At 65.6% G+C, this 5,487-nt stretch carries 5 protein-coding genes and 1 pseudogene; 2 read left to right on the top strand and 4 right to left on the bottom strand.

Features of this window, described 5'->3' with window-relative positions; all coding sequences use genetic code 11:
• Nucleotides 1-226 (bottom strand): annotated as a pseudogene (locus VN856_RS27565) (phosphoserine transaminase); the annotation flags it as partial.
• 198 nt (nt 227-424) lie between these two features.
• Here VN856_RS27565 and VN856_RS27560 point away from each other — a divergent pair.
• Together VN856_RS27560 and VN856_RS27555 are read left to right on the top strand one after the other, a co-directional pair.
• Nucleotides 425-1,468 carry a diiron oxygenase gene (locus VN856_RS27560; protein ID WP_325695219.1) on the top strand — a complete coding sequence of 348 codons (1,044 nt, stop codon included), beginning with the start codon at nt 425-427 and terminating at the stop codon, nt 1,466-1,468.
• A gap of 8 nt (nt 1,469-1,476) precedes the next feature.
• The gene (locus tag VN856_RS27555) at nt 1,477-3,183 is read left to right on the top strand and encodes an FAD-dependent oxidoreductase (protein WP_325695217.1); all 1,707 of its coding nucleotides are present in this window, start codon (nt 1,477-1,479) and stop codon (nt 3,181-3,183) included.
• Here the strand turns inward: VN856_RS27555 and VN856_RS27550 are convergent.
• The 3 genes from VN856_RS27550 to VN856_RS27540 form a co-directional block, all read right to left on the bottom strand.
• Nucleotides 3,180-3,629, bottom strand: coding sequence for a VOC family protein (locus VN856_RS27550; RefSeq protein WP_325695216.1), 450 nt, complete (start codon nt 3,627-3,629; stop codon nt 3,180-3,182). The two genes, VN856_RS27555 and VN856_RS27550, sit on opposite strands and share 4 nt — an antisense overlap.
• 108 nt (nt 3,630-3,737) lie before the next feature.
• Entirely contained in the window at nt 3,738-4,868 is a 1,131-nt protein-coding gene (locus VN856_RS27545) for a citrate synthase 2 (protein WP_325695214.1), read from the bottom strand.
• Between the two features lie 331 nt (nt 4,869-5,199).
• Nucleotides 5,200-5,487: HNH endonuclease signature motif containing protein (locus VN856_RS27540; protein WP_325695212.1), on the bottom strand; the 288-nt coding region annotated here is incomplete at its 5' end.

The following is a 5,487-nucleotide window of genomic DNA, read 5'->3' as shown; positions in this document are numbered from 1 at the left end:
CCAGCACCACCTCGTAGCCGTCGGGCAGCGAGAAGAACTCGCGCAGCCCGCTGCGCACCCGGCCGACCAGATCTTTGACCGGCGCCTGCCGGTGTGACGTGCCAAAAAGCGCGGCGGCGCTGGTGGAAAGGGCCTGTAATTGTTCGGGTCGGACCTTCGACGGACCGGATCCAAAGCGTCCATCGCTGGGTTTGATGTTGTCGGGGATCGTGAGCGGGTCGGCCATACTCACCAGGTTAGTGACCCGGCTGAGGCTGACATTCAGGCGGTAGGGGCCCTCGCCGCCGATGTGAAATGGGTCACAGTGCACATGTGTTCACGGGTGAGCCACATTGGCCGTTTGGGGTCTAGTAAGTTCCTGATACCTTCGGTACTGTGTTGGACATAGCACGTCCAAATGTAAACCTCATTGGGGAGGCCAGGCATGGCTCAGGCGGGATCCGCCCAGAAGCGGGCACGGACCAAGTTGGTGCGCCGCTGGCGCAACAACATGGAGGTTCAGGACGACCCCAAATACGTGGAGATGCTGAACACGCTCTCCGAAGGGTCAGTGCGGCGCAACTTCAACCCGTACACCGACATCGACTGGAAGTCGCCGGAGTTCGCGGTCATCGACAACGACCCACGCTGGATTCTCCCGAAGACCGACCCGCTGGGCCGGCATTCCTGGTACCAGTCGCAGTCCCAAGAGCGTCAGATCGAGATCGGCATGTGGCGTCAGGCGAACGTCGCCAAGACCGGTCTGCACTTCGAGTCGATCCTCATCCGCGGCCTGATGGAGTACGCGTTCTGGGTGCCCAACGGCTCACCGGAATACCGGTACTGCTTGCACGAGGCCGTCGAAGAGTGCAACCACACCATGATGTTCCAGGAAATGGTGAACCACATCGGCGCCGACGTGCCCGGTATGCCGCGAATGCTGAAGTGGATCCAGCCCTACATTCCGTTGGCGGCAGGGCCGCTGCCGATCCCGTTCTGGTTCGGCATCCTGGCCGGCGAAGAGCCCATCGACCACACCCAGAAAAACGTGCTGCGTGAGGGCAAGGAACTGCACCCGATCATGGAGCGGGTGATGGCGATCCACGTGGCCGAGGAGGCTCGCCACATCTCGTTTGCGCACGAGTATCTGCGTAAGCGGGTCCCGAACCTGCCGCGCCGCAAACGTTTCTGGCTCTCGCTGTACGTGCCGCTGACCATGCGGATCCTGTGCTCGGCGATTGTGGTGCCGCCCAAGGCTTTCTGGCGGGAGTTCGACATTCCGCGTTCGGTCCGCAAAGAGGTGTTCTTCTCCTCGCCGGAGTCGCGTCAGATGCTGCGGGACATGTTCGGTGACGTCCGGATGCTGTGTCGCGACACAGGTTTGATGAACCCGTTGGCCAAGCTGATCTGGCGGATCTGCAAGATCTACGGTAAGCCGTCCCGCTACCGCAGCGAGCCGCAGCGCCAGCACCTCACGGTCGCAGCCTAGAGGTCTGCATGCCGCACGTTATTACCCAGTCGTGCTGTAGCGACGGGTCATGTGTCTACGCCTGTCCGGTGAACTGTATTCACCCCTCACCGGATGAGCCGGGCTTCGCCACTGCCGAGATGCTCTACATCGATCCGGTGGCGTGCGTGGACTGTGGCGCGTGTGTGAGTGCCTGCCCAGTGGGTGCGATCGCACCCGACGCCCGGCTGACGACCGAGCAACTGCCTTTCATCGCGCTCAACGCGGCGTTCTATCCGGACCGCCCGGACGGCGAGAAGCTGCCGCCGACATCCAAATTGGCGCCGGTGATTCCCGCGCCGGAGGTGCACGGCAATCACGGCGGTCCGCTGACCGTGGCGATCGTGGGCTCTGGGCCAGCCGCGATGTACGCCGCCGACGAGTTGCTCACCCAACACGGCGTTCGGGTCAACGTCTTCGAAAAGCTGCCCACCCCTTATGGATTGATACGTGCCGGGGTGGCGCCGGACCATCAGACCACCAAACGGGTGACCAAACTCTTTGACCGGATCGCGCGTCGCCGCGAATTCCGCTTCTACCTCAACGTCGAGGTCGGCAAGCACCTAAGTCACGACGACTTGCTGGCGCATCACCACGCGGTCATCTACGCATCAGGTGCGCCCAACGACCGCCGACTGGACATCGACGGCATGGGACTGCCCGGCACCGGCACCGCCACCGAGCTAGTGGCCTGGATCAACGGCCATCCCGATTTCACTGATCTGCCAGTCGATCTCAGCCACGAGCGGGTCATCGTCGTTGGCAACGGCAACGTCGCATTCGACGTGGCCCGCGTGCTCACCGCCGACCCGGACGAGTTGGCCCACACCGACATCTCCGATCACGCGTTGGCCGCGCTGCGCGCATCTCGGGTGCAGGAGGTCGTCATCGTGGCGCGCCGCGGTCCCGAGCATTCGGCGTTCACGCTGCCCGAGTTGATCGGGCTGACGACCACCGCCGACGTCGTTCTATCCGGCGCGGACCGCGAAGCGGTGCAGCGTGATCTTGCCACCGTCTCCGACCCCTTGACGAGGCAGAAGCTGGAGATCCTGAGCAGGCTCGGCGACGCGTCGACGACCAGTCCGACAGCGCGGCCGCGGATCCGGCTGGCCTATAACCTGACACCCCAGCGTATTTCGGGGCAGCAGCGAGCCACTGGGATGGAGTTCGTCGTCACCGGCAGCGACGAGGTGCAGACGATCGAGGCCGGTCTGGTGTTGACCTCGATCGGCTATCACGGCAAGGCGATCAAGGACCTGCCGTTCGACGATAAGGCGGGCGTGGTGCCCAACAACGGTGGCCGCGTCACGCATTCGGACTCCGAGCAGCCGGTCGACGGCGCCTACGTCGCCGGCTGGATCAAGCGCGGACCGACGGGATTCATCGGCACCAACAAATCGTGTGCGCTGGAAACGGTTCAGCGGTTGGTCGACGATTACAACGCCGGCACGTTGCGCAACCCCATCGGCAAGCCGTCGGCGCTCGACAAGCTCGTCCGCGAGCGCCAGTCCGACGTCGTCGATGCCGCCGGCTGGCGGGCGATCGACGCCGCCGAAGTGGCCCGCGGCGAAAGCAGCGATCGTCCGCGCAACAAGTTCACCTCGGTAACCGAGATGCTTGACGTCGCGGCCGCCGCGCCTACGCCTCCGCTGCACCGCAGGCTGGCCGATCGGCTGCGCGAGCTGGCCGACCTCTAGCCGCTGCCGACCGCCGCCGCGATCTCGTCCATGCTGACCTCGCGGACGGGCTGGCCCAGCGACCACTGGTGGCCGAACGGGTCGCGGACCATGCCGTAGCGGTCCCCCCAGAACTGGTCGTCGAGCGGCATGACCACAGTGGCGCCGGCGTCTAGCGCCCGTTGGAACTTGGCGTCGACGTCGGTCACCGTCAGGTGGATGGTTACCGGGGTGCCGCCCAGCGACGTCGGGGTCATCGACTTTCCGTCAGACATCTCCGGGAAGTCATCGTTGAGCATCACCAGGAAGCCGTTGATGCGCACGGCGGCGTGGATCAGCTTGCCGTCCGGGCGGGGCACCCGGCCGATTTCCTGGGCGCCAAAAGCCTTGACGTAGAAGTCGATCGCCGCAGCGGCGTCGTCGACGACGAGATGTGGGGACAGTGCGGGTTCGACGGCGATTGCCATCAGGGCCTCCTTGGTGTCGGTGCGTGGCCCGGAGTGGGCCTACGGGTATGACTCGATTGGCGATGCAATCTCATCACTGCCCACCGACAAATAAGGCGCGTGCGGCTGTCAGGCCGTGACGACCTCGTTCCAGCCCTCGACTGATTCCGGGCTGCGCGGCCCAGGGCCGACGTAGATCGCCGCCGGGCGGACCAGCTTGCCCAGTCTCTTCTGCTCGAGGATGTGCGCGCACCACCCGGCGGTACGGCCGCAGGTGAACATCGCCGGCATCATCCGCGCCGGCACCTGCGCGAAGTCCAGGATCACCGCAGCCCAGAACTCGACGTTGGTCTCGATTGCCCGGTCCGGCCGTCGCTCCCGCAGCTCGGTGAGCGCGGCCTGTTCGACGGCGGCCGCCACCTCGTAGCGCGGTGCGCCCAACCGCTTGGCGGTGGCCCGCAGGACGCGTGCCCGCGGATCCTCGGCGCGGTACACCCGGTGGCCGAAGCCCATCAGCTTCTCGTGGCGGTCCAGGATGCCCTTGACCAAACCGCGGGCGTCGCCGGTGCGCTCGACCTCTTCGAGCATCGGGAGCACTCGGGCCGGCGCACCGCCGTGCAACGGGCCGCTCATCGCGCCGATGGCCCCAGACAGCGAGGCCGCCACGTCGGCGCCGGTGGAGGCGATCACCCGCGCGGTGAACGTCGAGGCGTTCATGCCGTGCTCGGCGGCCGAAACCCAGTAGGCGTCGACGGCCTCGACGTGCTTGGGATCCGGCTCGCCCTGCCAACGCGTCATGAAACGCTCTGTGACCGTTGAGCATTCGTCGATAACCCGCTGGGGTATCGCGGGCTGGTAGATGCCCCGCGCCGATTGCGCGACGTACGACAGGGCCATCACCGAAGCGCGGGCCAACTGGTCGCGAGCGGTGTTGTCGTCGATGTCGAGCAGCGGCTGGAACCCCCAGATCGGTGCCAGCATCGCCAGGCCGGCCTGAACGTCGACGCGCACATCGCCGCTGTGAATCGGCAGCGGGAACGGCTCGGCCGGCGGCAGTCCGTGGCCGAATTTTCCGTCCACCAGCAAAGCCCATACGTCGCCGAAAGTGACGTGCTGGCCGACCAGGTCTTCGATGTCGACACCGCGGTAGCGCAGGGCACCGCCGTCTTTGTCGGGCTCGGCGATTTCAGTGGTGAATGCCACCACGCCTTCGAGTCCGGCAACGAAATTCTCCGGGATCTTGTCCGAGGTGACAGTCATGACCGAATTCTCCCACGGATGCGCCGGCCGGTTGCTACCGGTCGGTAACTAAGGGCACGCGCGGGCTCGCAACTGCCGATGCTGGCTCGTCGCGGGCGGCACGTTATGTGAAGCTGCGTTGGCGACAGTCGGGCGGACCTGCGCCGAAAAGCGTTGTACGGCTCGGGTATGAATGGTGTCGAAGTCGACGACGCGCGCGTCGGCGCCGCAAGGGGTTGCGGCGCCCAGCTGTCGGTCCCGACATCCACGACGCGCTAGGCGGCCAGATAATAATCCTTGATGCCTCAATGTGATTGAGCTTCCACACCGTGCCGCCCCCGGTACACACGGGCTAGTTGTTCGTCGGCGGCGGTTGGGGCTGGAAGGGCTCATACCACCACCAGGTGGCGCGCTCGCCGGTAGGTCCTGAGCAGGGCGCCACCGCCGGTGGGGGTTGAGTTGGTGGGTGCGCCAGCGGTCCCGGGCTCAGTGATCGACCGGCGTTGTCGGTGACGACGAGAGCGGATGCCGGTCCGGTGATGGTGATGACGCCGCGGTGGTGCAGCCGGTGGTGATAAGGACACAGCAATACCAGGTTGGCCAGCTCAGTCGGGCCGCCGTCTTCCCAATGCCGGATGTG

Origin of the sequence: Mycobacterium sp. (genome assembly GCF_035603715.1) — a bacterium.
Taxonomy (GTDB): Bacteria; Actinomycetota; Actinomycetes; order Mycobacteriales; family Mycobacteriaceae; genus Mycobacterium.
This window is presented reverse-complemented; position numbering and strand designations above follow the sequence as displayed.